The 25,645-nt window shown below is 58.6% G+C and carries 23 protein-coding genes and 2 tRNA genes; 10 read left to right on the forward strand and 15 right to left on the reverse strand.

What is annotated here, in order from left to right; genetic code table 11:
- Both bcsA and bcsN read right to left on the reverse strand, forming a co-directional pair.
- Window positions 1-2,187: a UDP-forming cellulose synthase catalytic subunit gene (gene bcsA, locus Q2T52_RS23535; RefSeq protein ID WP_302079363.1), complete on the reverse strand. Its 2,187-nt coding sequence runs from the start codon at window positions 2,185-2,187 to the stop codon at window positions 1-3.
- Between the two features lie 51 nt (window positions 2,188-2,238).
- Window positions 2,239-3,075 carry a cellulose biosynthesis protein BcsN gene (bcsN, locus tag Q2T52_RS23540; RefSeq protein ID WP_302079364.1) on the reverse strand — a complete coding sequence of 279 codons (837 nt, stop codon included), beginning with the start codon at window positions 3,073-3,075 and terminating at the stop codon, window positions 2,239-2,241.
- Between the two features lie 400 nt (window positions 3,076-3,475).
- Between bcsN and Q2T52_RS23545 the strand changes: the two genes are divergently transcribed.
- A complete protein-coding gene (locus Q2T52_RS23545) occupies window positions 3,476-3,754 on the forward strand; it encodes a hypothetical protein (RefSeq protein WP_302079365.1) in 279 nt (92 codons plus the stop codon).
- 157 nt (window positions 3,755-3,911) lie between these two features.
- On the opposite strand, the gene Q2T52_RS23550 is transcribed toward Q2T52_RS23545, so the two are convergent.
- A tRNA-Asn gene (locus Q2T52_RS23550) sits at window positions 3,912-3,986 on the reverse strand.
- Between the two features lie 151 nt (window positions 3,987-4,137).
- Here Q2T52_RS23550 and Q2T52_RS23555 point away from each other — a divergent pair.
- The gene (locus Q2T52_RS23555) at window positions 4,138-4,422 is read left to right on the forward strand and encodes a hypothetical protein (RefSeq protein ID WP_302079366.1); all 285 of its coding nucleotides are present in this window, start codon (window positions 4,138-4,140) and stop codon (window positions 4,420-4,422) included.
- Between the two features lie 420 nt (window positions 4,423-4,842).
- Entirely contained in the window at window positions 4,843-5,127 is a 285-nt protein-coding gene (locus tag Q2T52_RS23560) for a hypothetical protein (RefSeq protein ID WP_302079367.1), read from the forward strand.
- Between the two features lie 10 nt (window positions 5,128-5,137).
- Here Q2T52_RS23560 and Q2T52_RS23565 read toward each other — a convergent pair whose 3' ends face one another.
- From Q2T52_RS23565 to pstS, 7 genes are all read right to left on the reverse strand, one after another.
- Window positions 5,138-5,824, reverse strand: a complete 687-nt coding sequence (locus tag Q2T52_RS23565; protein WP_302079368.1) for a winged helix-turn-helix domain-containing protein — start codon at window positions 5,822-5,824, stop codon at window positions 5,138-5,140.
- Between the two features lie 103 nt (window positions 5,825-5,927).
- Window positions 5,928-6,614 carry a phosphate regulon transcriptional regulator PhoB gene (phoB, locus tag Q2T52_RS23570; RefSeq protein WP_302079369.1) on the reverse strand — a complete coding sequence of 229 codons (687 nt, stop codon included), beginning with the start codon at window positions 6,612-6,614 and terminating at the stop codon, window positions 5,928-5,930.
- Between the two features lie 21 nt (window positions 6,615-6,635).
- The gene (gene phoU / locus Q2T52_RS23575) at window positions 6,636-7,349 is read right to left on the reverse strand and encodes a phosphate signaling complex protein PhoU (protein WP_302079370.1); all 714 of its coding nucleotides are present in this window, start codon (window positions 7,347-7,349) and stop codon (window positions 6,636-6,638) included.
- Between the two features lie 43 nt (window positions 7,350-7,392).
- Entirely contained in the window at window positions 7,393-8,196 is an 804-nt protein-coding gene (pstB, locus tag Q2T52_RS23580; RefSeq protein ID WP_302079371.1) for a phosphate ABC transporter ATP-binding protein PstB, read from the reverse strand.
- On the reverse strand, window positions 8,196-9,035 hold the full coding sequence (gene pstA / locus Q2T52_RS23585; protein WP_302079372.1) for a phosphate ABC transporter permease PstA: 840 nt from the start codon (window positions 9,033-9,035) through the stop codon (window positions 8,196-8,198). The genes pstB and pstA overlap by 1 nt, the downstream gene beginning before the upstream one ends.
- Window positions 9,036-9,039: 4 nt before the next feature.
- A complete protein-coding gene (gene pstC / locus Q2T52_RS23590; protein ID WP_302079373.1) occupies window positions 9,040-10,017 on the reverse strand; it encodes a phosphate ABC transporter permease subunit PstC in 978 nt (325 codons plus the stop codon).
- A gap of 73 nt (window positions 10,018-10,090) precedes the next feature.
- The gene (pstS, locus tag Q2T52_RS23595; protein ID WP_436799582.1) at window positions 10,091-11,122 is read right to left on the reverse strand and encodes a phosphate ABC transporter substrate-binding protein PstS; all 1,032 of its coding nucleotides are present in this window, start codon (window positions 11,120-11,122) and stop codon (window positions 10,091-10,093) included.
- Window positions 11,123-11,659: 537 nt separating this feature from the next.
- On the opposite strand from pstS, the gene Q2T52_RS23600 reads away from it, so the two are divergent.
- Window positions 11,660-13,438: a methyl-accepting chemotaxis protein gene (locus Q2T52_RS23600; RefSeq protein ID WP_302079374.1), complete on the forward strand. Its 1,779-nt coding sequence runs from the start codon at window positions 11,660-11,662 to the stop codon at window positions 13,436-13,438.
- A gap of 364 nt (window positions 13,439-13,802) precedes the next feature.
- On the opposite strand, the gene Q2T52_RS23605 is transcribed toward Q2T52_RS23600, so the two are convergent.
- The 3 genes from Q2T52_RS23605 to Q2T52_RS23615 form a co-directional block, all read right to left on the reverse strand.
- Window positions 13,803-14,042 carry a DUF982 domain-containing protein gene (locus Q2T52_RS23605; RefSeq protein ID WP_302079375.1) on the reverse strand — a complete coding sequence of 80 codons (240 nt, stop codon included), beginning with the start codon at window positions 14,040-14,042 and terminating at the stop codon, window positions 13,803-13,805.
- 153 nt (window positions 14,043-14,195) lie between these two features.
- Window positions 14,196-14,269 (reverse strand) — tRNA-Cys (locus tag Q2T52_RS23610).
- 568 nt (window positions 14,270-14,837) lie between these two features.
- The gene (locus Q2T52_RS23615) at window positions 14,838-15,035 is read right to left on the reverse strand and encodes a hypothetical protein (RefSeq protein WP_302079376.1); all 198 of its coding nucleotides are present in this window, start codon (window positions 15,033-15,035) and stop codon (window positions 14,838-14,840) included.
- A gap of 169 nt (window positions 15,036-15,204) precedes the next feature.
- Between Q2T52_RS23615 and Q2T52_RS23620 the strand changes: the two genes are divergently transcribed.
- From Q2T52_RS23620 to exoR, 5 genes are all read left to right on the forward strand, one after another.
- Complete coding sequence (locus Q2T52_RS23620; RefSeq protein ID WP_302079377.1) at window positions 15,205-15,858, forward strand: protein-L-isoaspartate O-methyltransferase family protein; 654 nt, start codon at window positions 15,205-15,207, stop codon at window positions 15,856-15,858.
- A 208-nt stretch (window positions 15,859-16,066) separates the two neighbouring features.
- Window positions 16,067-16,990 (forward strand): PopZ family protein, encoded by a 924-nt coding sequence (locus tag Q2T52_RS23625; protein WP_302079378.1) that lies wholly within the window; start codon window positions 16,067-16,069, stop codon window positions 16,988-16,990.
- Window positions 16,991-17,112: 122 nt separating this feature from the next.
- The gene (locus Q2T52_RS23630; RefSeq protein ID WP_302079379.1) at window positions 17,113-20,028 is read left to right on the forward strand and encodes a valine--tRNA ligase; all 2,916 of its coding nucleotides are present in this window, start codon (window positions 17,113-17,115) and stop codon (window positions 20,026-20,028) included.
- Window positions 20,029-20,425: 397 nt separating this feature from the next.
- Entirely contained in the window at window positions 20,426-21,655 is a 1,230-nt protein-coding gene (locus Q2T52_RS23635; RefSeq protein WP_302079380.1) for an OmpP1/FadL family transporter, read from the forward strand.
- 597 nt (window positions 21,656-22,252) lie between these two features.
- Entirely contained in the window at window positions 22,253-22,999 is a 747-nt protein-coding gene (exoR, locus tag Q2T52_RS23640) for an exopolysaccharide production regulator ExoR (RefSeq protein ID WP_302079381.1), read from the forward strand.
- Between the two features lie 37 nt (window positions 23,000-23,036).
- Here exoR and xth read toward each other — a convergent pair whose 3' ends face one another.
- Window positions 23,037-23,828, reverse strand: coding sequence for an exodeoxyribonuclease III (xth, locus tag Q2T52_RS23645; protein ID WP_302079382.1), 792 nt, complete (start codon window positions 23,826-23,828; stop codon window positions 23,037-23,039).
- An 86-nt stretch (window positions 23,829-23,914) separates the two neighbouring features.
- Window positions 23,915-24,247, reverse strand: coding sequence for an iron-sulfur cluster insertion protein ErpA (erpA, locus tag Q2T52_RS23650; protein WP_302079383.1), 333 nt, complete (start codon window positions 24,245-24,247; stop codon window positions 23,915-23,917).
- A 129-nt stretch (window positions 24,248-24,376) separates the two neighbouring features.
- Between erpA and Q2T52_RS23655 the strand changes: the two genes are divergently transcribed.
- The gene (locus Q2T52_RS23655; RefSeq protein WP_302079384.1) at window positions 24,377-25,594 is read left to right on the forward strand and encodes a deoxyguanosinetriphosphate triphosphohydrolase; all 1,218 of its coding nucleotides are present in this window, start codon (window positions 24,377-24,379) and stop codon (window positions 25,592-25,594) included.
- Window positions 25,595-25,645: the final 51 nt, after the last annotated feature.

A 25,645-nucleotide genomic window follows, 5' to 3' on the forward strand; every position in this document is an offset into this window, starting at 1 on the left:
TCACTTGCCTCCCTTCCCGGCGTCTGCGTACCGTTTCGATTGGCCAAAATTGCGGGTGAAATAGATCAGGCCGCGTGCTGTCTGATAAAAGCAGAGCCAGAGGAACCACACCGTTCCGTTCAGGATGCCGGGATTGCGTCGACGCCCCTGCTGGAACTCTGCCCACTGGGCAGAGTTCGCGAAGATCAGATCGGCAATCCAGCGGTGGTCGCTGGCGCCGTTGGGGCGGTACTGGCAGCCGATGGTGATGACGTCGCCAACCGCCTTGCGGTTCCGCACCAGCACCGGAAGAAGAGCGGTCTGGTCCCCATGATGGGTGCGGAACCGGAGGATGGCTTCGCTGCCCTCGTCGATCAGTTCATCGTCGCGATTGAACACCTCGATGCGCGCGCCTCCTACGGAGACATCCTCAATGGATGCCGGGTACCACTGATCGTTCAGGCCGAACTCGCAGCGACGCTTCACGCGTACGCGCCGCGAGGATGAATGCTCCTTGCGCTCGGACACCACCCCGAGAGCACAGCCCGCCAGAACGAGATTGATGAGGTTCCAGCCGCCGACGACGAGGGTTACGTCCGCCTTGTACGGCTCGTGATAGATCCGGTAGATCGCAACAATGGTTGCCAGAACCAGAATGGCGAAGATGATGAAGAAGGGCCGCCCGATTTCGGAGAGCCGCGCTGTCGATACCGATTCATCCTTGGCAGTAACCTTGAAGGTCGGGCGGCGGGGATTGAGGATCACGGAGACGACCGCAGGCAGCAGATGGATCGTCTGCACATATTCGTAGAGTTCCGAAATCCAGGGCCAACGGAAGGAGCCATACAGGTAGTTCTGCATGGTGATATTCACGAGAATATAGGCCAGCGTATAGCCGAGGAACTCGCCTCCGGAGGCCGTGAAGATCTCCAGATCGAAGAACAGGTAGAACAGCGGGGCGATCAGGAAGATCGCACGTGGAAAGGGGAATAGCCAGAACAGCGTCGATGACATGTAGCAAAGCCGCTGCGGCAGGCTGAGGCCGCCTTTGAAGAGCGGCATGCGGAAGCGCAGGATCTGCATCATGCCTTGCGCCCAGCGGCTGCGCTGGCCGATGAAGCTTGCAAACGTGGCCGGCTGAAGACCGGCGATCAGTGGCTTGTCCACATAAATGCTGTTCCAGCCGGTGCTGTGGAGGGCAAGTGCCGTCTCGCAATCTTCCGTAATGCTGATGCCGCTGAAGCCGCCGGTCGATTCCAGCGCCTTGCGGCTGAGCACCGCCGCCGAGCCGCAGAAGAAGGCCGCGTTCCATTTGTCCAGGCCACGCTGGATGATGCCGTAGAACATCTCGTTCTCGCTCGGCATCATGTTGAAGGTTTCGAGATTGCGCTCCAGCGGATCGGGGTTGATGAAGAAGTGCGGTGTCTGCACCAGGAAGAGGCGCGGATCTTCCTCGAAATATCCCACCGTCTCCAGCAGGAAGTCGCGTGCGGGTGCGTGGTCGGCATCGAACACCGCCACCAACTCACCCTTCGAATGGGCAAGACCATTGTTGAGGTTGCCGGCCTTGGCATGCTCGTTGCGCTCGCGTGTCAGGTAGTTGACGCCCAGCTCCTGGCAGAGATCCTGCAAGACACGGTGACGAAGCACGGCGGCCTCTGCAGCGATGAGTTCGCTGGAATTGCGTTTCTGCACGGTACCGCCGTCATCCAGCAGCCAGATCTGCAGCTTGTCGGCCGGATAATCCATCGCCTTGGCGGCAGCGAGCGTATTGGCGAGCAGGGTGATGTCTTCGTTATAGGTAGGAACGAAAACGTCGACGAGCGGGAAGCGCTTCTGCGTGGCCGCGCGGGACGGGCGTGAGGGCAGCGGCTTTGCGACGATGAACAGGCTGAGGCCCAGCATCATCACGCTGTACATTTCTGCGAGATAAAGCAGGAAGCCGGGAATGAAGCTTTCGATCTGTGCGACGGGCGGCAAGGTCTCGGTCGTGCGCCAGTAGACGTATCGAAGAACGATGGCCGTACCAAGCGCCAGCGCGATCAGCCGCCAGACGCCGTCCCCCTTCAGGATCTTGATGATCCACATCAGGGTCACCACCGTGATACTGGCGATCAACTGCGTTTGCAGGTTGACCGGCAGGGTCAGGATGAAGATCGCCAATATCATCACCAACGCCCAGAGGGCGAGGCTTGGGGCTTTTCCCATGTTTCAGTCCTCCGGCAAAATCATCTCGCCGTGTGGGTTGTGGAGCGGGTGTCAGCACCCGCTCGCATTGGACGCGCCCGAACATCCGGGCAGCGGTATGACTGGTGTCGTTGCTGTCGCTGACGGTGCTGTCGCGGCGGTCACAGGCGGCATGGGGATAACAACCGCCGGAACCGCAGTTGCAGGCTGTACGACAGGTGCTGACTGCGCTGCCGCAACGGGCCTGCTGGCCGGCCGGGCAGGGGAAGTCTGCACAACGATATTTCTCGGCACGCCGATGCTTGATGTTGTCATGGACGAGACGCCGGCGGGCTCGATCAGTTTGCGACCTGAAATCACATCTTCATCCACGCCCGGCGGTTGGCCGTGTGGGTTCCACACGTTGCCGACAAAGGTGCCCGTCAGCGTGTAGCCATACATGACGTTGAGAAGATCGCGTTCGCTGGCATGGGCGTCGCACAGGCGCATGCGCACCTGGATCATGCCAAAGTTGCGACCGATGGCGGTCGGCGTGCTGCGCGAGCGGATCTGCTGCCAGGCAAACAGGCAGGTATCGCCCATTGGTGAACGACCGGATGCATAGCTGAAGGGACCATAGGAGTTCTGCAGCAACTGATTGCTGGGCGTCATGCGGATGCCGGGAATGGCGCGTGCCGCTTCAGCTGCAATGGAGTTGCCTGAGATCGGCCGGTAGGAGCCGCTTGGCGCATTGCTGTCGGGGTCGGTGCCGCCCGCATACTGGACCTTGAAATAGTTCTGTCCCGCAATTCGCGCCGTAGTCGCGAGAAGCACGGTCTGTTCGGTGCCATTGCTGTGTTGACTGCTCACCACACCGCGCACGGCAGGGCCGCCGGGTGGCGGCATGACCAAGGCGCTGTCGCTGCTCACGAGCTGCGGACCCGCAGGCTGCTGAACGCCGCCGCTGGTTGTGCATCCGGTTGCCGTTAACAGAGGGATCACAACGAACACCTTCCCGAACTTTTTCGACGCTGAAGTCGACACGATGCAGTTCCTTTCTCATCGTAAGCTCAAAGAGGGCAACCGGGTTTCATGGTCACGATGGATTAGAGGAAGATAAACTTCGTCCATGGTTTACATCCGGTTAATCCTCTGTGCCGCGGTGTGCCAAATCGTTGAAATTGATTGTTTCATTTCAGTCACGTTGGCGTGTTTTGGCACGATGGGTGCCAGAGTGTTCGATTGAACTTCAGCCGGGCAGAATCAAATCGAGCGGAACCAATCCGATGCTGGAAGGTTGAAATTGCGTGACGAACTCACGGAGGAGCAAATGACTTACAGCCCGAATGACAGAGGTCCGGACATTCCCCCCACGCGCCGCAGCACCCGGTCCGGTGCGCTCTGGGCGCTGCTTGTCGTTGTCCTGCTTGTCGGCGGATTCCTTTGGTATAATGCCAGCGGCCCGCAGACAGATCCCGGCACGACGGCATCCACGACCTCGTCCAGCCAAACGACTGCACCCGCGTCGCCAGCCCCGAAGCCAGCGCCTGCTGAGGGCGGTGCGCAGGGCCAGCCAGCCGGTGGTGGCGCCAATGGCAGCCAGCCGTAACGGCTGGGCAGACAGGATTGGATAGGAAATCGCCAGCGGTTTTATTGGTAACCGAAAACTTAACCAGTCATGATCCGCCCGCCTCGAGATCAACCAAAACAAAAGAGCCGGTTCGTATCCGAACCGGCTCTTCATGTTCAGCAATTGCTGAGGAATTTGGCTCCCCGGGCCGGATTCGAACCGGCGACCTGTCGATTAACAGTCGAATGCTCTACCGCTGAGCTACCAGGGAACACCGCTCGCCGCGGCGTGAGCGGGGTAATACTCAGGCTCGTTCGATTTGCCAAGCACTTTTTTCAAAAAAAATCAGCGTCGCTTGTTTTATCCCCAGCCATACCCCATCTCGCAGTGACAAATGAACAGTAGGAAAGAAGGCAAAAGGCTTGCAAACCAAGGCGAAAACGAAAAAGTTCGGCGTCGACACCCGCACTGGAAAACTTCACCTCGGTTCCGTCCACGTTCCGCTCCCTGCATCGCGAACAGGAAGAATCGCTGTCGGAGGCGGACTTGTAGTCGGAGGAACGCTGGGCTTCTTGCCTATCCTCGGCTTCTGGATGCTGCCCCTTGGCTTGGTGGTCCTTTCACACGACCTGCCGTTCGTGCGTCGTCGCCGCCGCAGGCTCGCTGTCTGGTGGGCGCGGCGCAAGGTCAGCAAGCCACAATCATAGTTCTCGTGCCTCCGACCAGAGAGGCGCGTTCGCGCCAGCAACATTGAAAGTGGCGCTATGCTTCAGTGTGTCTTGATCCACCAGTCAACGGCACCGCAGGCGAGAACGACGCCTAGAATGCCGACAACGACGGGATTAATGGCTTCAAGAAATGCGATGACTTGCATGACGGTCTCCTCAAACCGTTGATGCCAAATGTCGATGATAGGAACCGATTGCTTTACGCGCGTTTGGCTTCCACAACGAAGAAACAAACGCGCATCATCGACACCGGACATTAGACATCTGTTCGGCTGTCTCCTCCACAAACCGAACAGTCGCAACCATATCATAGTTCCAGCCGCTTGGCGCGTGCGAATCTCCAGCATCGCGCAAGGTGATTTCTTTAAGAATCCCACCCGAAATAGGTGGGAACGAAACATGCATCTGAGATTGATCAGAGGTGGGCTGGATGGCGCGCCTCACCCCGATGACGAGAACACAGGCAGCGATACGTGGCCAACGCCCGACGATGTGCGGCGTGAGGCGGCACGGCGTATTCGTGCTCTGGTTTACGAGCGGGCGAGGGCGGGGGAGCCTGAGAACCTGCCGTACTTTTCATCCCTGCGGCATCTGAAGCTGCAGATCGAATATACGTCTATCGCATTGGCGCGCCTGCGCGACATTCCGGCGGATTTCGCCGATGACAGTTACTGGCCGGCTTGAGATCTTTTCGTTAGTCTACGCCGAGCGCATAGCCGGCGCCCCTGACGGTGCGGATGATCGTATCATCCGCTTCAAGTCCGATTCCCTTGCGCAAACGTCCGATATGCACGTCGATGGCGCGCTCATCGACGTCTGATTCCTTGCCCCACAGCGATGCCTTGAGTTCCGCGCGGGAGTAGACCTTTCCCGGCGATTGCATCATGAACTCCAGCAGTCGGTACTCGGTCGGACCGAGCTTGATCTCGCGTTTACGGCGATGAACCCTGTGCGCCGCCCGATCGAGCGAGAGATCACCAACGACCAGCTTGTGTTCGCTGAGTGAGGGGTTCAGGCGACGCAGCAGATTGCGGATACGGACGACAAGTTCCACGGGCTGGAACGGATTGACGAGGCAATCGTCTGCTCCGGCAGACAGGCCCGCCAATCGATCGCTTTCGCGTCCTGGAGGAACGAGAAGCACGACAGGCAGCTGAACGGTTTCCGGGCGCGAACGAAGTCTGCGACAAATCTCAATGGCGGAGATGCCTGCAATCCAGGCGCCTAGAATTGCAAGATCGGGGGCCGCATGGACCAGATATTCCTCAAGCCTCGCACCAAGCGGGGAGAAGGACACGGAGAATCCTTCATGAGTCAGCAGCTGATCCAGCGATCGACGTAGCGCCTCGTCCGTTTCCGCAATAACAATCCGTGCACCCATGACGCACTCTACCCTGTAGCTTCCGCAACGGGTCTTTGCGGAATGCGTGATGAATTTTTGTCAGGAGCAAAACCCGGTCCGGCCATGCCGGACGGGCCTGTAATCAGTTCTGCTCCATGGCATAGCCCGCGCCGCGGACCGTGCGGATCACATCCTGCATATTGGAGAAGTTGAGCGCCTTGCGCAGTCGCCCCACATGAACGTCGACAGTGCGCTCGTCCACGTAGATGTCGTGGCCCCAGACGCCGTCCAGAAGCTGCGAGCGCGAGAAAACGCGACCCGGCGACGACATGAGGAATTCCAGGAGACGGAACTCGGTCGGGCCAAGACGCACTTCGCGGCTCTTGCGATGCACGCGATGCGTTTCGCGGTCCAGTTCGATGTCACCGCACCGTAGCACGCTGGAGAGAACCTCGGGGCGAGCACGACGCAGCATGGCCTTGACGCGTGCCATCAGTTCCGGCGTGGAGAATGGCTTGACCACATAGTCGTCAGCGCCGGTGGAGAGGCCGCGAACGCGTTCGCTTTCCTCGCCACGGGCGGTCAGCATAATGATCGGCAGGCGCTCCGTTTCCGGGCGCATGCGCAGTCTCCGGCAGAGTTCGATGCCGGAGACCCCCGGTAGCATCCAGTCCAGCACCAACAGGTCCGGTACCCGTTCCTGAAGGCGCAATTCCGCCTCGTCCCCCCGCAGGATGGTTTCCACCTCGTAGCCTTCGGCTTCAAGGTTATAGCGAAGAAGCACGCTGAGCGCTTCTTCGTCCTCAACGACAGTGATCTTCGGCAGCATGGTCTGGTCTACCTGCGACTTTTACGAATTGACGGCGCCAAGGGTGTTGGACGTGTCATCCTTGGGGCGCTCGCCTTCCGGCGCATGGCCGGTCGTGATGTAGAAGATCGTCTCGGCAATGTTGGTTGCATGGTCGCCGATGCGCTCGATGTTCTTTGCGCAGAACAGAAGATGCGTGCAGCTCGTGATGTTGCGCGGATCTTCCATCATGTAGGTCAGGAGTTCGCGGAACAGCGAGGTGTACATGGCGTCGATCTCTTCGTCGCGCAGGCGGATGGCTTCCGCCTTCTCCGGAGAGCGCGTGACGTAGACATCAAGCACTTCCTTCAGCTGCTCGAGAGCGAGCTCTGAGAGGTGCTCCAGGCCGCGTGCCAGCTTGCGCGGTACGCCACCGCTCTGCACGGCAATGACGCGCTTGGCCGTGTTCTTGCCGAGGTCGCCGACGCGTTCCAGATCGGCGGCGATACGCAGCGTGCCGATGATTTCGCGCAGGTCGCCGGCCATGGGCTGGCGCTTGGCGATCGTCACGATGGCTTTCTCGCCGATTTCGCGTTCCATCTGGTCAAGGATCACGTCATCGGAGATGACCTTCTGGGCGAGTGCCGCGTCAGAGTTGACGAGGGCACGAACGCCTTGGGCGCACATCTGTTCAGCGAGGCCGCCCATTTCGGAGATACGGCGAGCAAGATACTGCAGCTCTTCGTCGTAGGCGGAAAGGATATGAGTGGAGGGCATAGGTGTTCCTTCCTGTTTCTAGCTGACGGTGATCGCTCAGCAATCAGCCGAACCGGCCCGTGACATAATCTTGCGTGCGCTTTTCCTGCGGCGACGTGAAGATCTTGGCGGTGTCATCAAATTCGATGAGTTCGCCGAGATACATGAACGCCGTCTGGCGGGAGACGCGAGCTGCTTGCTGCATGTTGTGCGTCACGATGACGATCGTGTAGTCCGCACGCAGTTCGTCGATCAGCTCTTCGATCTTCGCCGTGGACAGCGGATCAAGGGCGGATGCCGGCTCGTCGAGCAGGATGATCTCCGGCTTGACGGCAACGGTGCGTGCGATGCACAGGCGCTGCTGCTGACCACCGGAAAGGCTGGTGCCGCCTGCATGCAGCTTGTCCTTGACTTCGTTCCAAAGGGCGGCGCGACGCAGAGCAGCTTCGACGCGCTCGTCCATCTCGCTCTTGGAGACCTGTTCATAGAGACGCACGCCGAAGGCAATGTTCTCATAAATCGACATCGGGAAGGGCGTCGGCTTCTGGAACACCATGCCGACCTTGGTGCGCAGCAGGTTGAGGTCCTGGTCGCGGTCGAGAATGTTCTTGCCATCGACCAGAACTTCACCCTCGGCGCGCTGCTTCGGATAGAGTTCGTAGATGCGGTTGAGAACACGCAGCAGCGTGGACTTGCCGCAGCCCGACGGGCCGATGAAGGCGGTCACGCTGCGCTCTGGCAGCTGTAGCGAGATGTTCTTCAGCGCCTTCGTTTCACCGTAGTAGAAGTTGAGATTCTTGATCTCGATCTTCGGCTGGCCGACGGACTGCTGCGGCTGAATTTTGTCCAGGGATACCATTTGGGTCATTATCCTTCCTTACGTCCGGTGAGGCTGCGGGCGACAATGCTGAGTGTCAGAACCGTGAGAGTGATGATAAGCGCGCCGGTCCAGGCAAGCTGCTGCCATTCCTGATAGGGGCTCAAGGCGAACTGGAAGATCGTAACCGGCAGGCTGGCGATCGGCGCGTTGAGATTGCTGCTCCAGAACTGGTTGTTGAGGGCAGTGAACAGGAGTGGCGCGGTCTCGCCCGAGATACGGGCAATGGCGAGCAGGATGCCGGTGACGATACCCGACAGGGCAGCGCGATAGCCGACGGAGCGGATCACGATCCAGCGCGGTGCGCCGATCGCCGTACCGGCTTCGCGCAATGCATTCGGCACCAGGTTGAGCATGTCTTCCGTGGTGCGGACGACGACCGGAATGACCAGCATGGCGAGCGCCACGGAACCGGCAATTCCCGAGAAGTGACCCATCGGCCGGACGATCAGTTCGTAGATGAACAGGCCGATGATGATGGACGGTGCCGACAGGAGAATGTCGTTGATGAACCGTACCACCACGGTCAGTTTGCTGAAGCGTCCGTACTCGGCCATGTAGGTGCCGGCCAGGATGCCGATCGGCGTGCCGATGATGACGGCGATGATCGTCACCACCACGCTACCGAAGATGGCGTTGAGCAAGCCGCCCGCAGCGCCCGGAGGCGGTGTCATTTCGGTAAAGACAGCGAGATTGACGCCGGCAAGACCCTTGTAAATCAAGGCGCCCAGGATCAGAGCCAGCCATGCCAGGCCAATGGCGGCGGCGGCGATGCAGAGGCCCATCATGAGCCCGTTGAGTGCCTTGCGGCGCGGATAGATCGTTGCCATGGGATCAAGCTCCTGCCTGGCGGCTCATCCGCAGCAGCATGTAACGGGCGACTGCAAGGATGATGAAGGTGATGAAGAAGAGGATCAGGCCGAGTGACATCAGCGAGGACACGTAGATGTCAGCATCTGCTTCCGTGAATTCGTTGGCAATCGTCGCAGAAATCGTCGTGCCGGGAGCGATGATGGAGGCGCTCAAACGGTGCGAGTTGCCGATGACGAAGGTGACGGCCATGGTTTCCCCAAGCGCACGGCCGAGAGCCAGCATGACGCCGCCCATGATACCGACGCGCGTATGCGGGATGACGATGCGACGAACGACTTCCCAGGTGGTGCAGCCGATGCCGTAGGCTGATTCCTTCAGAACACCGGGAACGGTATCAAACACGTCCTTGGTGATCGAGGCGATGAACGGCAGGATCATGATCGCGAGGATCAGCGAAGACGTCAGGATGCCGATGCCGTAGGGCGGGCCAGCAAACACATTGTTCAGAACCGGCACATTGGCGAAAACCTCGATGAGGAATGGCTGAAGCGTCGCCTGCAGGAACGGAGCGAAGACGAACAGACCCCAGATACCGTAGATGATCGAGGGAATGCCGGCCAGCAACTCGACGGCGATCGCGATCGGACGGCGAAGCGGACGCGGGCAGAGTTCCGTCAGGAAGACTGCGATGCCAATGCCGACGGGAACGGCGATCAGGATCGCGATCCCGGAGGTGATGAGCGTACCGTAGATCGGCGCAAGAGCGCCGAAAGTCTGCGTTACGGGGCTCCATCGATCCGTGGTCAGGAAGGCGGGACCAAACTTGCTGAGAGCCGCCCAGGAACCGCTGACCAGAGAGAAAAATACACCGCCAAGGATGATGAGGACGAGCACCGCGGCCGAACGGCAGGCCCAGTGGAAAATTGTATCGGTCAGCGCAAAATGCCGAACCACTTTATCGCGCCGGCTTTCGACGCGCTCCGCAATTGCCAAGGTCATGCTCCAGTCCTTGCGATTTGGCCGGTTGATGAAAGAAAGGGCGCGCCAAAAAAGCGCGCCCCTTCAGGTCACATTACTTGGTTACAACGTCCTTGGCCCACATGGCTTCGACGCTCTTGGAAACTGCTTCCGGCATGGCGACGTAGTCGAGTTCGTCAGCCATCTTGCCGCCGTTCTTGTAGGCCCAGCCGAAGAACTTCAGGGCTTCAGCGGTCGCAGCCTTGTCTTCCGGCTTCTTGTAAACCAGGATCCAGGTCGCAGAGGTCATCGGCCAGCTGTCAGCACCCGGCTGGTTGGCGAGAATGACGCCATAGCCCGGCTGAGAAGACCAGTTGGCGTTGGAAGCAGCAGCGGCGAAGGTCTTGGCCGACGGCTCAACCTTCTTGCCATCCTTGTTGATCATGTCAGCAAAGATCATCTTGTTCTGCTTGGCATAGGCGTATTCTACGTAACCGATCGAACCGGCAGCCTGGGTGACGTTAGCAGCAACACCTTCGTTGCCCTTGGCGCCGATGCCGACCGGCCATTCGAGAGCCTGAGCTGCGCCAACCTTGTCCTTCCATTCAGCCGAAACGTCGCTGAGGTAGTAGGAGAAGTTGAAGGTGGTGCCCGAGCCGTCCGAACGGTGAACGACAGCGATGGCCTGTGACGGCAGCTTCGATTCCGGGTTCAGCTTCTTGATAGCAGCGTCGTCCCACTTGGTGATCTTGCCCTGGAAGATGTCAGCAAGGGTCTTGCCGTCCAGAACGAGTTCGCCCGGCTTGATACCAGCAAGGTTCACGACCGGTACGATGCCGCCCATGACCATCGGGAACTGAGCGAGGCCCGCTTCGTCGAGCTCAGAGCCCTTCAGAGGAGCGTCCGATGCACCGAAAGTCACGGTCTTTGCCTTGATCTGCTTGATACCACCGCCGGAGCCGATCGACTGGTAGTTGAGGCCGATGCCGGTTTCCTTCTTGTAGGCGTCAGCCCACTTTGCATAGATAGGGTAGGGGAAGGTAGCGCCAGCACCGGAAATGTCCGCTGCCTGTGCAGCCGGAGACATGGCGGCGGCAAGAGCAGCCATCGCGGCGGCAAGCGCCATCGGGCGGAAGAGATGTTTCATGGGTGAACTCCCTGAAGGAATGTCTGTTGAGGACGCTCAGCGGCGACAGGCTTCCGATATTACGGTTCCATGACAGTTGGATGACATGTCGCATGTCTTCAAACAATGAGTCCAAAAAAATACTTTTCTTCCAGTGGCTTGCACAGATGTGCAACGACGAGCTCTTCCCGCTAGGCCGAATGTCATTGCTTTTGGCGTTTTTATTATTTGATGTGCCCATGGGGGAGGGCGAAATTGATATTGGTCAATTTCAATCTAAGGTAGATTTTTGGCACGGAAAACAAAGCGGGAGGAACAGGCGAGAACTGATATGCATTCTACGGTGCAAATCCGACCTAATTGGCATCCATAATAGTATTATAAATTAGAGAAAATGTAACTGGCATATTTTTAGGGTGGCAATTTTAAGTCTTGCTTAAGTGAGGCGGCGCTACTCTTGGTGATATGCATGGGGGAGTTTGCTCGGGATGGGCGCGTCACGTGCAAGAACCGTGGCGGACTTCGTTCGATCTTGACTCATTTAAGAGGGGTATTGGAATGCTGGGACTGAATGGGAAGATCGGCGGCCTGAAGACGCAAACGTTGGACGACGTATCTGCCAACATCATGATTGCTGATGCCAACCTCAATATCGTTTACCTGAACGATGCCGTTCGCAAATTCCTGATCGAGGCGGAAACGGATCTCAAGAAGGAACTGCCTGCATTCAGCGTTGACAAGCTCGTCGGCAGCAACATCGATATCTTCCACAAGAACCCGTCTCATCAGAGAAACATGTTGGCGCGACTGCAGACCGTGCATAAGGCCACGATCTGGGTGGGGCGCTGGGCTTTCGACCTGACGGTGACGCCGCTGAAAAGGGGTGGGAAGGTCGCGGGTTTCTCGGTCGAATGGTTTGATGCGAATGCGCGCCTGAAGAACCTGGACTACCAGAACCAGTTCGAAGCGATCAGCCGCGTGCAGGCTGTCATCGAGTTTACGCCGGACGGTAAGGTGGTAACCGCCAACGAGAATTTTCTGAAGGCACTGGGCTATCGCCTGGACGAGATCGTCGGGCAGCATCACAGCCTGTTTGTGGACCCTGCTTATGCGCGTACTGCCGACTACCAGACCTTCTGGAAAGAGCTGAACGAAGGCAAGTATCAGGTTGCCGAATTCACACGGGTCGGTAAAGGCGGCAAGCATGTCGTCATCAATGCCTCCTACAATCCGATCTTTGATGAACGCGGCAAGGTGGCCAAGGTGGTCAAGTTTGCGACCGACGTGACCGAACGGGTCAATGCAGTTAACGTGATCGGTGGTGCTCTCACGCGCTTGGCCGATGGTGATCTGAATTGTCAGATCAACGATCGTTTCGCAGCGGATTTCGAAACCCTGCGCAGCAACTTTAACGCCGCCGTTGATCAGTTGGCGACTGCGCTGCAGGCTGTCTCCAAATCTGCTGGTGAGATCGACAGCGGCTCGCGGGAAATACGTCAGAGCGCGCAGGATCTCTCCAAGCGTACGGAACAGCAGGCGGCTTCACTTGAGCAGACCGCCGCCGCTCTCGATGAAATCACCACCAATGTCACCACTTCCTCCCAGCGTGCTAACGAAGCCCGCGAGGCGGCAGCCACCGCAAATGCCAACGCCACTAGCTCGGCCAAGGTTGTTGCCGATGCCGTGGATGCGATGGCGAAGATCGAGGCATCCTCTAGCCAGATTTCCAACATCATCGGCGTCATTGACGAGATTGCCTTCCAGACCAACCTGCTCGCTCTGAACGCTGGTGTTGAAGCCGCACGTGCGGGGGAAGCCGGCAAAGGATTTGCGGTTGTCGCGCAGGAGGTTCGCGAACTTGCGCAGCGCTCCGCTGCTGCGGCCAAGGAAATCAAGGGCCTCATTCAGAATTCCGCGACGGAAGTCCATAGCGGCGTGAAGCTCGTCAGCGAAACCGGCCAAGCGTTGAAGACCATCGAAGGCAATATCGCGGTTGTCAACGATCGCATCGAATCCATTGCGAGCGCGGCACGCGAGCAGGCAACGGCTTTGGGTGAGGTTAACTCTGCAATCAACCAGATGGATCAGGTCACGCAACAGAATGCGGCCATGGTAGAAGAGGCAACTGCGGCAAGCGCCAATCTGGCAAACGAAACAGAGAAGCTCCGCAATCTGGTGGGGCAGTTCCGCACCGGGGCCGTGTCGCCCATGCGGAGCCAGTCGCCAGCAATCGTCTCTTCCCGCCAACCAGCCGCATCCCCGGCGCGCCGCATGGTGCAGAAGGTGGCTAAGGCTGTTGGCGGTGGCGCCGCCGCGGAAAGCTGGGAAGAGTTTTGAGCAGCCGAACCCCTGCATTCGGCGGGGTTTTGCGATCCAGCTGGCATAGGTAGATCTCAGGGCCCGGGGCATTGCTCCGGGCCTGTTTACGTCGAGCTTAGGGTGAGGACTCAATCATATTATTGAAATGGCGCGATGAACGGCCATGATATGCGAGGAGAAGCGCGCACGAATGGGTCCGGCACCCATTCAAGCGCTTCGACACAGCAGATCGCAGCCGTTCGCGCGTCCTCCGGATGTGGTCGATCCGCCGATCTACTTCGTTGAAAAGCCTCGCCGATGCCTTTGCATCGCCTGCGTTTTTCGCCTCGTATCTCATCCGGATCGTCACACACCATTTCAACAAGATGATTGGGTCTTCACCCTAGTCCTTGATCTCGATTCCGGCTTCGATCGCCGCTGCGATAAACGCAAGCCGGGCCGCTTCCGGCGACTTCTTTCCCTTCAGGGCGGCTTCAAAGATCAGAAGCGCTTTGTCCAGTTCATCGCCGTCCTCAAGCGGCCAGTCCTCGATCAACGCCCAGGATGCTTCCTGCAGCGAACTGATCGTCCTGAACTGCCCCGGCCCGTCCAGCGCAAGTGTCACACCCTTGTTCCATTTCATCGCGGCTCTCAAACTCCACCTGCAAAATTGCAGGCGTCATAGCGGCAAATCATCGGCGCTCAAAGTGGGTTATGGGACAAGCGGACAGCAACTCGATGTTTCAAATCGACTGCGACCCATTGTCAAATTCTGTGAATGAAGTTGTTGTTCGGATGGAGGCCTCGCCCGGAATTGAACCGGGGTACAAGGATTTGCAGTCCTCTGCGTCACCACTCCGCCACGAGGCCATCCGGAGTATTTTCTGAAGTGGTGACGGGCGTTTAGAACGAATTCAGACTAAGCGCAAGAGGTTCATTCTGAGCCAAGTCCTTTTTTCACGATGAAATGCTATTCCGCCGAGATTCTTTCCGCAGACTCGCCAACGACGCCCAAACACCGCGCTGTCGCTTCAAAAACGTGCTTTCAGATTTCTGCTACCTGCGGACCAGGAGGTCTAGTTCAGCCGACGATGCCCATGTGCTGGCGCAGGAGAAAAGGTATAATTAGAGGTCGCGTAGGCAGACGATTGTGGCGCTGCTGGTGCTGAAGATTGACAGCCTGTGAGGCCTATCGAAGTGGTAACCACCAGTGCCATGATGAGTTTCGTCTGCATTCCGTGATCTCGCGTTTGCAGACACATTCCTATCGCCTCGTTCCGATCACATCAACCGACGCTCACTCATGTTCGGTCGGAATGACGAGCAGGACTATTAGGAGTAACCAGCAATCAAAATGGCCCCACACCGTACAGGGTGCAGGGCCACTGGGATTCAAGCCGAAGCTTCAGCCTTACGTTGGTGAGCGCCGCCCGACTTGTTAGGCTGCACCAGCCGGGTCGCCGATCGGCAGCAGTGCAGGGTCGAGGACAGGATCGTTCGGGTTTTTGGTGTCACCCGGGTCTTGCGCCGGCGTCAGCGGCGGCTTTTCCTGTGTTCGGTCGGGCACGCCGGGGGCCGGGGTTGGACCTCGCGGCGTTTCCACCGGATTCGGGTTTTCGGGTAAGTTGGTCGGCATGACGTGAACTCCTCTTTTGAGAAGGCAACACAGCCACACGCCAAATGTTCCGCTTTCCTCTATCGGCGGAGCATCGAATTTGTACCGGCAACCGCTGCATCGGTCTTGAAAGCAATGCTTGGCGCCAGTAATACGGTGTCCGAAGTGACGCTTGAACGGGGCGAAGACAATGATCGATTACGAAGCAGCGCGTATTAAAATGGTAGACAATCAGGTGCGCACCACCGATGTCACCTCACATTCCGTGCTGCGTGCATTCCTCACGGTTCCGCGTGAGGCCTTCGTGCCCGAAAAGGCAAAGAGCATTGCCTACATCGATAATGACATCGAGGTTGCGCAGGGCCGTTTCGTGATGGAGGCATCGCCGCTGGCGAAGCTCCTTCAGCTGGCGGCGATCACCCGGGAAGATGTTGTACTCGAGATTGGCAGCGCCAGCGGCTATACCGCAGCCCTTCTGTCCCATCTCGCCGGCGGTGTCGTTGCCGTTGAAAGTGATGCGGCTCTGGCCGCCCAGGCAACCGAGACCCTGAAACAGGTGGGGGCGACGAACGTCGCTGTCGTGACGGGCGAACTCGAAAAGGGCTATGCCGATGAAGCGCCCTATGACGTGATCTTTATCAACGGCGCTGTCGAAGAGGTTCCGGAAGCCCTGTTTGGCCAGCTGCGTGATGGAGGCCGACTGGTTACGGTCGTGGGTTACGGCAATGCCTCCACCGCCCGCGTTTACCTCAAGGAGCATGGCGTGGTTTCGGAGAGCGTGTTCTTCAACACCTCGGTGAAGCCGCTTCCCGGCTTCCGCAAGGCCAAGGAATTCGTATTCTAAGCATCAGTGGGGGCGGGGCTTTTCCCGCCCTTTTTCATTGCGGTTGATTGTGTGATCCGATCTCGGCAGCAATAAAGCTGTGTATGCGGCTGACGCGCTCCGCCGCACCAATTGTTACTTTGCCCCTGTATCCCTTACAATCGTTGGTGATTCGGCATCACCTTTGACAGGTTGCACTGTCGGTGTGGCGACAGTATCGGGGAAGAATATGGCTCAGCCAAACGTAGCGCGTGAACCCTCCATGGAAGAAATTCTGGCGTCGATTCGCCGGATTATCGAGAGCAATGATCCGATCAGCGAGGGGGATGCGGCGGAACAACAAAGGCACGCGGCCTATCTCGATAGCGCCGACGATTTCGATGTGGTGGACGAGCTTGGGGAAAGCTTCGTGCCACAGATGGCTGCGAATGATCCCGGTCGTCCGTTGATGGCGGAGCAGCAGCTCCGGCCAGCGCCTGCTGCTGCCCCGAATACGGAACCGCAGGAAAAAGCAATGTCGCTTGCAGATGTTGCCGCGCGGGTGCGCGCGGCTGCCGGTCGCGTGCCGGAACCTTCCGTCGCTCGCGTGGCTCAGCCGGCGCCAGCACCTGTTGATGCGCCTGCGCCGGTTTTCCCTTTGGTGCAAGCAGCCCAATATGCCGCCCCCGAACCCGCGCCCCAGAGGCAACAGCAGCCACCTCAGGATGCCCGACCGGCTCAGGTTGCGGTCGCAGAACCGCGTGCTGCCGCTGAACCAGTTCAGGTTGAGCCGCGACCGGCATTTGTTGCTGCACCTGCTGAAGTCGTAGTTGAGACTGCCCAACCCCCAGTTAACCCCCACCTGGCGCAGGCTCCGGCCGTGCCCGCGGCTGAACAGCAGCCTCACCATCAGCCGCAGACTCCGGCACCTCTTCCGGTCCGCCTGGAAGAAACCATCAGCCTTGTTTCGCAGGAGACGGAAGCACAGGTTGCCCGTTCCTTCGGTGAACTGGCAGATGTGTTTGACGGTATTTCCCGCCAGTCGATGGAAGACATGGCACGCGAGATGCTGCGCCCTATGCTGCAGGAATGGCTGGATGATAACCTGCCGCGCCTCGTAGAGCGCATGGTGCGCGAGGAGATCGAGCGCGTGGCGCGCGGTCCGCGGCGCTGAGGCGGTACGACAATAGCAGCAAGCCTGCCTGGAAGGTCGCCGTTGGCGGCCTTTTTTATTGACTCGCATTTGGCAGTCCTATTTACAGCCAGCAAAGAGAACTCGAAATTTCTGGTCGGAAAATGCTCGAAAAGACCTATGATTCAGCCGCCGTCGAACCCAAGATCGCAGCCGCCTGGGATGAGGCGGATGCCTTCCGTGCGGGCGCCAACGCGAAGCCTGGCGCGGAAACCTTCACGATCGTGATCCCGCCGCCGAATGTGACCGGCTCGCTGCACATGGGGCACGCGCTGAACAACACGCTGCAAGACATCATGATCCGCTTCGAGCGCATGCGCGGCAAGGATGTGCTGTGGCAGCCCGGCATGGACCATGCCGGCATCGCCACGCAGATGGTGGTCGAGCGCAAGCTGGCCGAGGCGCAACAGCCGGGGCGTCGTGCACTGGGCCGTGAAGCCTTCATCGACAAGGTCTGGGAGTGGAAGGCCGAATCCGGCGGGTTGATCTTCAATCAGCTGAAGCGCCTTGGCGCATCCTGCGACTGGTCGCGCGAGCGCTTCACCATGGATGAGGGCCTGTCCAAGGCCGTCCTCGAAGTTTTCGTGACGCTCTACAAGCAGGGCCTGATCTATCGCGGTAAGCGTCTGGTCAACTGGGACCCGCAGTTCGAGACCGCAATCTCCGACATCGAGGTCGAGAACCGCGAGGTCGACGGCCATATGTGGCACTTCAAGTATCCGCTCGCGGGTGGGGAAACCTACACCTATGTCGAGAAGGATGCAGATGGAAACATCACCTTCCAGGAAGAACGCAATTACATCTCGATTGCGACGACGCGCCCGGAAACCATGCTGGGTGATGGCGCCGTTGCCGTCCACCCCTCCGACGAGCGCTATGCGCCGATCGTTGGCAAGCTTTGCGAAATACCTGTTGGCCCGAAAGAGCATCGCCGCCTGATTCCGATCATCACGGATGAGTACCCGGACCCCACGTTTGGTTCCGGTGCGGTGAAGATCACCGGCGCGCATGACTTCAACGACTACCAGGTCGCCAAGCGCAACAACATTCCGCTCTATCGCCTGATGGATACGCAGGCGCAGATGCGCGCAGACGGCGAGGATTACGCAGTCTATGCCACCCGCGCACTCGAGATCGCAAAGTCCGGTACGCTTCCGACCGAAGCTGAAGTGGATGAAATCAACCTCGTTCCGGAAGAATATCGCGGTCTCGATCGCTATGAGGCGCGCAAGCGCATCGTCGCTGCCATCAATGCCGAAGGTCTGGCCGTCACGGTCAAGGATGCGGAAGGCAATGATGTGCCTTACGTCGAGAACAAGAAGATCATGCAGCCGTTCGGCGACCGCTCCAACGTGGTCATCGAGCCGATGCTGACCGACCAGTGGTTCGTGGATGCCAAGACGCTGGCAGAGCCGGCCATCGCGTCTGTTCGCGAAGGCCGCACCAACTTCGTGCCGAAAAACTGGGACAAGACCTATTACGAGTGGATGGAGAACATCCAGCCGTGGTGCATTTCCCGTCAGCTGTGGTGGGGCCACCAGATCCCGGCCTGGTATGGTCCGGACGGTCAGTGCTTCGTCGAGAAAACCGAGGAAGAGGCGCTGGATGCTGCCATCCAGCATTATCTTGCGCATGAGGGTCCTTGGAAAGCCTGGGTGCAGGAGAAGCTTGAAAACTTCAAGCCGGGCGAAATCCTGATCCGTGACGAAGATGTCCTCGACACCTGGTTCTCGTCTGCCCTCTGGCCCTTCTCCACGCTTGGCTGGCCGGACAAGACCCCGGAGCTTGCGCGCTATTATCCGACCAATGTTCTGGTCACCGGTTTCGACATCATCTTCTTCTGGGTTGCCCGCATGATGATGATGGGCCTGCACTTCATGAAGGATGAGGAGGGCAACTCCGTCGAACCGTTCAACACCGTTTATGTGCACGCGCTTGTGCGCGACAAGAACGGTCAGAAGATGTCGAAGTCCAAGGGCAATGTCATCGACCCGCTCGATCTGATCGACGAGTATGGTGCGGATGCGCTGCGTTTCACTCTCGCGATCATGGCCGCGCAGGGGCGTGACGTGAAACTCGATCCGGCCCGCATCGCCGGCTATCGCAACTTCGGCACAAAACTCTGGAACGCGACGCGCTTTGCAGAGATGAACGGCGTGAAGCGCGACCCGCAGTTCCTGCCGCAGGCCGTGACACAGACGGTCAATCGCTGGATTCTGACGGAGTTGTCGGCGACGATCCGCGAGGTGAGAGCCGCCATCGAGACGCAGCGCTTCAATGAAGCGGCTGCATCGCTCTATCGCTTTGTCTGGAACCAGGTCTGCGATTGGTATCTGGAACTGCTGAAACCGATTTTCTCCGGTGAAGACGAGGGCGCGAAGGCGGAAGCGCAAGCCTGCGTGGCCTATGTTCTGGAAGAGATCTATAAGCTGCTGCATCCGTTCATGCCGTTCATGACGGAGGAGCTCTGGGCGCATACGGCTGAGCGTGATCGTCTTCTGTGCCATGCCGCATGGCCGCAGCCGGGCTTTGAGGATGCAGCGGCAGCCTCGGAAATCAACTGGCTGGTTGATCTGGTGACCGGCATTCGGTCTGTTCGTGCGGAAATGAATGTCCCGCCGTCGGCCAAGGCGCCGCTCATCGTCGTTGGGGCGACTGCTTTGACGGAAGGTCGTCTTCAGCGTCATGCGGCGGCCATCGAGCGTCTTGCTCGCGTCGAAGGCATCGAACTTGCGAATGCCGCACCGCGTGGCGCCGCCCAGGTCGTCATCGGCGAGGCGACGGCCTGCCTGCCGCTCGGCAGCCTGGTCGACTTATCCGCTGAGCAGACGCGTATCGAGAAGGCGCTTGCCAAGACCGTTGCAGAGATTGATCGGGCACAGAAAAAGCTTGGTAACGAGAAATTCGTGGCCAATGCGGACCCGGAAATCGTTGCGGCTGAACGCGAACGCCTGGCGGAGTTCGAAGTGCAGCGCGCAAGCCTCGAAACGGCGCTGCAGCGCGTCAAGGAAGCAATCTGACCACATCCACATCTGGACGATGGAATCGTTTTGCCCCCCGGCCTTAATGGGTGGCGGGGCGGATTCCCCGGCGAAATTGGAGGCCCCGCTTCACAGAAGGCGGGGCTTTCTTTATGTGCGCTGCGAAATATGGCGCGATTGACACAATTCGAATGTCTAAGCGCAAATGTGGCGGTTTTGCCACGTTCCCATCAAACGCGAAATTTCATTCCTGCAAGGGCGATGCAAGGGTAAGCTTGGGGAAAAATTTCCCGCTTAAGATCGCGACACGGCGCCGCACTCGAAAACTTACGTAAGTCTAGACGAGTTCCGCTGCGCTGCGGCGGCCAAGGCGTAAGTTGTGTTTTAAAACGAAGCATTTAGGCTAGCTTCATCACTTACCGGGAGTGGGAGAAAAATGGTAAGAAGAACTATTTCCACAGCGCTGCTGGCAGCCACCGTCATGGGGATATGGAGCACGACGGCGTTGGCAGGCGGGCTTGAGCGAGGCGGATATAATATTGATCTTCTGTTCGATCCGTCCACCGTCGCTGGCGAAGCCACTGCAACCTATGTCATGCCCGATCGCAAGATCCGCAACGCCACCGATATTAACCGTGCAAACGGGCTGGGTTCGGATGGCCGTAATGGTGGCAGCACCAGCGCTAATGACAGCGAGAATTATTGGGTGCCGCGTGTGGGCATCAAGGCGGCGATTGGTGAGGGCGCCGATTGCTTGATGGATTATTCGCAGCCTTGGGGCGCGCATACCAAGCCGGGCGCCAATTGGCGCGGCGCGAACGACAACATCGAGACCAAGGTCGAGAGCGATAACTACGCCGTCACGTGTTCCTATCGTTTCGACATGGGCCCGGGCCAGTTGCGCGTCATCGGCGGTGGCTTCTATCAGGAGGTTCGCGGTTTCAAGGAGCGCCTTGTTGTTCCCGCCGGTCTGACGCCTTTCGGTAACGGCATCGGTCGTCTGCAGCTGGAGGATAGCGGCTGGGGCTGGCGCGCCGGTCTGGCTTATGAAATCCCGGAATACGCCTTCCGTGCAAGCATTGTCTATAACAGCGAAGTCAAGCTGGATGACATTACCGGCACGCTCGACCTTCGTCAGGTGAATGGTCGTTTCCTGAACGTGTTCGGCTCACAAAATATGCCCGATAGCCTGGAGCTAAAATTCCAGACGGGCATCGCGCCAGATTGGCTGGTGTTTGGTTCGGTAAAGTGGGTGGACTGGAGCCAGTTCCAGAAGATCCCGTTCTGCGTGGTCGGTTCGCCGTCATGTTCTGTTGCGAACGCAGTCACGACGCTTGACCTTGGTTATCGCGATGGCTGGACCGTTACCGGCGGCATCGGACACAAGTTCAATGAAGAATGGAGCGGCGCGCTCAGTGTCACCTGGGATCGCGGTACGTCCCAAGGCTACGGCACCCAGACCGACAGCTGGACGTTTGGTGCGGCCTTGGCTTATGCGCCCACCAAGAATGTTGAGTTCCGTCTGGTCGGCCTTCTCGGCGTCCTGACCAGTGGGTCCTCTGGTCCGGTAACGATCGACGGCCAACGCTACGGAACGGAAGTCAGCTACAACTTCAAGGATGACCTTCTGGCGGCTATCTCAACATCCGTCAAAGTTAAATTCTGATCTAAGCTCATATACGGAAAAGCCCGGCATCGTGTCGGGCTTTTTTATGTTTGCCGAACAACTCAATTTGTGACGATTTGGCAACATATTTCTGTGACGATGACTTCACGTTTCTCGCCGGGCTCCTTTGTCCATTTCCCGCCACAAACGGAGAGCAGCGATAGACTAATTGAATAGGCGATCCTTGCGGGGGCGGGGGCGCGTTTCGGAGTAAGATGGGCGATTTTTCATGCGATAGCAGGCGCGTGGCCTGGAAGATGAACGTCTTCCTTGCGCGCCTTTGTTTGCCGATCATCGCCTCGGTCAAAAGCCGTACTCTTGCCGAAATGAGTCTCTATGGTTGTGCGGATGGTCGTGGGAGGTTGATGTCCCGTGGCAGACCTGTACCGGCAGATCTGGTCCCGGCGTCATCGAGAGTGTGGTTCGGAGTATGTGCATGACTTTTGGGCGGAATGCTTTGCAAGCCAAACGGATGGCGTACCTCACGACCTCAGGGTCTATCCCACACACAGCATCAATCACTGGCATGGTTAAGGAAGTCTGAACATGCCGGTACATATCCCCGTTTTCTGTAAGCTGGCGGCGTGCGGAATTTTGATGTCCGTATCGCTGATCAATCCTGCGGGCGCATTCGATATCAGTTCCGGTGTGACCAAGGAATCCGGCCCCTTCGACCTCTTCAAGTTCGGTTTCAAGGCTTATAAGAACGGCCAGAAGAAGGATGCTGTCGAAGCCTATAAGTATGCAGCGGAAAAAGGCCATACCGGCTCTCGTTGGGCGCTGGCCAACATGTACGCGTATGGCGACGGCGTCGCACAGAACGATTTCGAAGCCTTCAAGATCTATAGCCAGATCGCCAGCCAAGGCGTCGAGCCTGGTTCGGAAGATACCGGCTTCTTCGTGAACGCACTTCTGGCTCTGGCAGACTATTACCGGCACGGCATTCCGGGCTCGCCCGTGAAGACTGACCTTGCCCAGGCACGTCAGCTTTATTTCCAGGCAGCATCCACCTTTGGTGTGGCCGAAGCACAGTTTCAGCTGGCGCGGATGATTTTGGCCGGCGAGGGCGGGTCACCCAATTTGCAGCAGGCCAAGAAGTGGTTGAACCAGGCTCGCAAAAGTGGCCATCCGGGGGCCATGGCCGTATTTGGCAACCTGCTGTTCCAGGAGGGCCAGACGGTTCGCGGCCTTGCGTTCCTGACCGCGGCACTTGATCGTTGCAGCAAGAAGGACTGCAATTGGATGGAGCAGATGCAGGAAGATGCCTTCTCCATGTCCAGCGAAGAGGACCGCCGCGGCGCCGTTGCGTTGGCGCAGCAACTGGGCAAGGGCGCCGACGACTGATGAGGCGGCTGCCCGCTAGACTGGCAGTGTAAAGACGTCAGGCGGCGAAATCGAAATGGCCGACTACGGGCACATGGTCCGAAGGCTTTTCCCAAGCGCGCACATGCTTTTCAATCGACGTGCTGACGAGGCGATCTGAAGCTTCCGGTGACAGAAGTAGATGGTCGATTCGGATACCGTTGTTCTTCTGCCGCGCGCCTGCCTGATAATCCCAGAATGTGTAAAGCTTGGCCGCATCTGTTGTGCTGCGTACGGCATCGGTCAGACCGAGATTTTCGAGACGGCGAAAGGCGGCGCGTGTCTGCGGCAGGAAGAGCGCATCGGTCGCCCAGGCGGCCGGATCGAAGCAATCATGCGGCTCCGGGATTACATTGTAGTCGCCGGCCAGAATCAGCGGCTCTTCGAGCTTCAGCCGTTCCTCAGCATGCTGGCGCAGCCTCTCCATCCACGCAAGCTTGTAAGGATACTTCACTGGATCATCAGAGGGATTGCCGTTCGGCAGATAGATGGAGGCAACGCGCACGACGCCTGTGCCGACGGTAAAGACGGCTTCGATGTAACGCGACTGTTCGTCGGTCTCGTCGCCGGGCAGGCCGCGCATGACCTCGTCCGGTTTTGACTTGGACAGGATCGCGACCCCGTTGAAACCCTTCTGGCCATGGGTTTCCACATGATAACCGAGCGCTTCGATCTCCAGGCGCGGGAAGCCCTCATCGACCGATTTGATTTCCTGGAGGCACACGATGTCGGGCGCTGAGTCGCCCAGCCATTGCCGCAAGTTGTCGATGCGGGCCTTGACGCCGTTGATGTTCCAGGTGGCAATCTTCATGTCGTGATCCTCAGCTTATCTTCTTTTAGACGATGAGGATCACATGGGAAGCGGCAAAAGATGTTTGTCCAACCCGATTGGCGAACTCAGATCGAGAAGCTGGTGCCACAGCCGCAGCTGGCCACCGCATTCGGGTTCTTGATCTGGAAGGACTGGCCGAGCAGGTTATCGACAAAGTCGATTTCGGACCCTGCCATATAGACCAGGGACATGCTGTCGATCAGCACTTTGGCATCGCCCTTGGCAATCACCAGGTCATCGTCCTCGGCACCGTCCGCCAGGTCGAATTTGTAGGAAAAGCCGGAACAGCCGCCGCCTTCGACAGAAACCCGCAGGGCCTGCTTGGTCGCGTCCGCGCCAACGATCTCGGCGATCCGGCGGGCTGCTGCGTCCGAGAGGGTGATATTTGCTTCGCTCATTGTCTTGCCTTTCTGCCGGGTTCAAGGTCCGGAGATTGCGTCATCTGCATTACTCTACTTGGCCCTATAGGTATGAAGGGTTAAATCTGGCGTCAATGGTGCTTCGCCATTGCAGGAGTGGGATTGGAAATGACAGTCGATACGCGCAGTCTGGGTTTTGGCAGTGGCGAGAGGGCCGTGTATGCGGCGGACCCTTGGTCGTCCCGCGGGCGCCTGTTTCCCGAACACTCCAGTCTGACCCGTTCGGAATTCCAGCGCGATCGTGACCGCATTGTCCATACCACGGCCTTCCGTCGCTTGAAGCACAAGACGCAGGTTTTCATCGGCGTCGACGGCGACCACTACCGAACCCGGCTGACCCATACCATCGAAGTGGCGCAGATCGCCCGTGCGCTGGCACGTGCTCTCAAGATCGACGAGGATCTGGCGGAGGGCGTGGCGCTGGTTCATGACTTCGGCCATACGCCCTTCGGCCACACGGGCGAGGACGCGCTTCACGAATGCCTGAATGCTTACGGCGGTTTCGATCACAATGCCCAGTCGCTCCGTATCGTGACCAAGCTGGAACGCCGTTATGCGGAGTTTGACGGCATCAACCTCACCTGGGAGTCGCTGGAGGGTCTGGTCAAGCACAATGGTCCTTTGATGGACAAGGATGGCGCGGGCACCCGCGGACCCGTTCCGCAGCCCATTTTGGATTATTGCGAACTGAACGATCTGGAACTGGCAAGTTATGCCAGCCTTGAGGCGCAGGTTGCTGCGATTGCCGACGACATCGCCTACAACACCCATGATATCGATGACGGTCTACGTTCCGGCTATCTGACCTTCGATATGCTGGAAGATGTGCCTTTCCTTGCGGATATGATGCGGGAGGTGCGCGCGAAATATCCCTCGCTCGAGGATGCGCGCTTTGCCAACGAGATCATGCGCCGACAGATCACCCACATGGTGGAGGATGTCATCGGCGTTGCCCAATCCAGGCTCGCTGCGCTGAAGCCGGAGAGTGCAGCCGATATTCGTGGCGCAGATCATGCCATTGCCACCTTCTCCGATGAAATGGCCGCGACGGACCGCGCGATCAAGAAGTTGCTCTTCTCGCGTATCTACCGCCATCCGGAAATCATGCGCATAAGGGCAGGGGCAGCCCAGATCGTGACCGATCTTTTCGGGGCCTACATGGCGGACCCCGGCCAGATGCAGAGCCATTACTGGGTCAGCCACATCGCAGGTCTTTCCGAGGCGGCGAAGGCCCGGCATGTCGGCGATTATCTAGCCGGCATGACGGACACCTATGCTGTAAAGGCACATCGACGGATGTTTGACCGCACTCCCGATTTGGGCTAGGCACCCCACCAACTTGTTTATCAGCGGTTCCAGTTATGACGGAGCTGCATT

The organism is Rhizobium oryzicola (assembly GCF_030504645.1).
In the GTDB taxonomy this organism is placed as follows: domain Bacteria; phylum Pseudomonadota; class Alphaproteobacteria; order Rhizobiales; family Rhizobiaceae; genus Neorhizobium; species Neorhizobium oryzicola.